Annotated in this window: 2 protein-coding genes; both read left to right on the plus strand. The window is 73.7% G+C overall.

Translation table 11 applies throughout. From position 1 onward, the window contains the following. The first annotated feature begins 73 nt into the window (after window positions 1-73). The gene (locus IH13_RS0120665; RefSeq protein WP_031086583.1) at window positions 74-1,378 is read left to right on the plus strand and encodes a cytochrome P450 family protein; all 1,305 of its coding nucleotides are present in this window, start codon (window positions 74-76) and stop codon (window positions 1,376-1,378) included. A gap of 102 nt (window positions 1,379-1,480) precedes the next feature. Beyond that, window positions 1,481-2,128, plus strand: a 648-nt coding sequence (locus tag IH13_RS44780) for a transglycosylase family protein (RefSeq protein WP_031086585.1), incomplete at its 3' end; no start/stop codon positions are given.

Consider the following 2,128-nt stretch of genomic DNA (forward strand, 5'->3'; position numbering starts at 1 on the left):
CCCCCCCCCGCGCCTACCGGGACGCGATCCGGGCGGCGGAGGGCCTCGACACCGCTGCGGATAACGTCGAGGGGTGAACGACTGCCCCGCCCACCCCGCCCCCGACGGCGGGGCCGCCCCCGCCCCCGAACTCTTCACCTGGGAGTTCGCCACCGACCCGTACCCCGCGTACGCCTGGCTCCGCGAGCACAGTCCGGTGCACCGCACCACGCTGCCGAGCGGGGTCGAGGCCTGGCTCGTGACCCGGTACGGGGACGCCCGGCAGGCGCTCGCCGACAGCAGGCTCTCCAAGGACCCGGCGCACCACGCCGGACCGGCGAACGCCAAGGGGAAGACCGGGATCCCGGGGGAGCGCAAGGCGGAGCTGACGACGCACCTGCTGAACATCGACCCGCCGGACCACACCCGGCTGCGCCGGCTCGTGGCGAAGGCGTTCACCCCGCGCCGGGTCGCGGCGTTCGCGCCCCGGGTGCAGGAGCTGGCGGACCGGCTCATCGACGGGTTCGCCGACCGGGGGCACGCCGACCTCATCCACGACTTCGCCTTCCCGCTCCCCATCTACGCGATCTGCGACCTGCTCGGGGTGCCGCGCGAGGACCAGGACGACTTCCGGGACTGGGCCGGGATGATGATCCGCCACGGCGGCGGCCCGCGCGGCGGAGTGGCCCGCTCGGTGAAGAAGATGCGCGGCTACCTCGCCGAACTGATCCACCGCAAACGGGAGAACCCCGGCGACGACCTGATCTCCGACCTGATCCGGGCGAGCGACCACGGCGAGCACCTCACCGAGAACGAGGCCGCCGCCATGGCCTTCATCCTTCTGTTCGCCGGGTTCGAGACCACGGTCAACCTCATCGGGAACGGCGTCTACGCCCTGCTGTGCGACCCGGAGGAGCGCGAGCGGCTGCAACGCTCCCTCGCGGCCGGCGAGAGCGAACTGCTCGCCACGGGCGTCGAGGAACTGCTGCGCTACGACGGCCCGGTGGAGCTCGCGACCTGGCGCTACGCGACCGTACCCCTGACCCTGGGCGGGCAGGACATCGCCGCGGGCGACCCCGTCCTCGTCGTGCTGGCGGCGGCCGACCGCGACCCGGAGCGGTTCCCCGACCCCGACCGCCTGGACCTTGCACGGAGTGACAATCAGCACCTCGGGTACGGGCACGGCATCCACTACTGCCTGGGCGCCCCGCTCGCCCGGCTGGAGGGGCGGACCGCGCTGGCGACCCTGCTGCAACGCCTCCCCGACCTGCGGCTGGCCGTGGAACCCGGTGATCTGCGCCGACGCGGCGGGCTCATCATGCGTGGACTGCGCACCCTTCCCGTCGAATTCGGTACCGGCCGGCCGCCCGGCGAAGGTGACACTCTGTCAACTCTGTGACTTTCGCGTGATCTCCGCTGCATCGACTTGTGACACACGTTCGAGTCCCGCTAGGTTCACCGTTCGACCCCGTCACACGTCAGTCACACGGAAGGCAACTTCATGGGCTCCGCGAACGGCAGACACCGCCGCCCTCGCCAGGCACCGGCCATCGTCGTCACCGCTGGTGTGACGGGATCGGCCATCGCCATCCCGCTTCTCGGCGCGGCCGGCGCGCACGCCGCCGACGCCTCGACCTGGGACCGCGTCGCCGAGTGCGAGAGCGGCGGCATGTGGAGCGCCGACCTCGGCAACGGCTCCTACGGGGGGCTCCAGTTCTCCCAGGACACCTGGAAGGCCTACGGCGGCACGGCGTACGCCCCCCGCGCCGACCTCGCCAGCCGGTCGCAGCAGATAGCGGTCGCCGAGAAGGTGCTGGACGCCAAGGGCCCCCAGGCGTGGCCCAGCTGCGCGGTGATCTCCGGCCTCGCCGTGGACGGGGCGCTGCCGGGCGTGGACCCGGGCGGCGACCCGGCGGCCGACGAGACGGCCGCGCCCTCGCCCGAGGCCACGGACGGCGTGTCCGACGACGCGTCGGAGGGCGGCACGGGCAAGGCGACGGACGAGGCGACCGGCAAGGCGGCGGACAAGCCCGCCGACGACCCCACGGGTTCCGCCACCGGCGGCTCGCGAAGCGGCGGCGCGGAGGCCTCGGACGGAGTCGGCGGGTCCGCCCCGTCGGCGCCTCCGTCCGCCACCCCCTCGCCCGAG

Origin of the sequence: Streptomyces sp. NRRL WC-3549 (assembly GCF_000721935.1) — a bacterium.
Classification (GTDB): Bacteria; Actinomycetota; Actinomycetes; order Streptomycetales; family Streptomycetaceae; genus Streptomyces.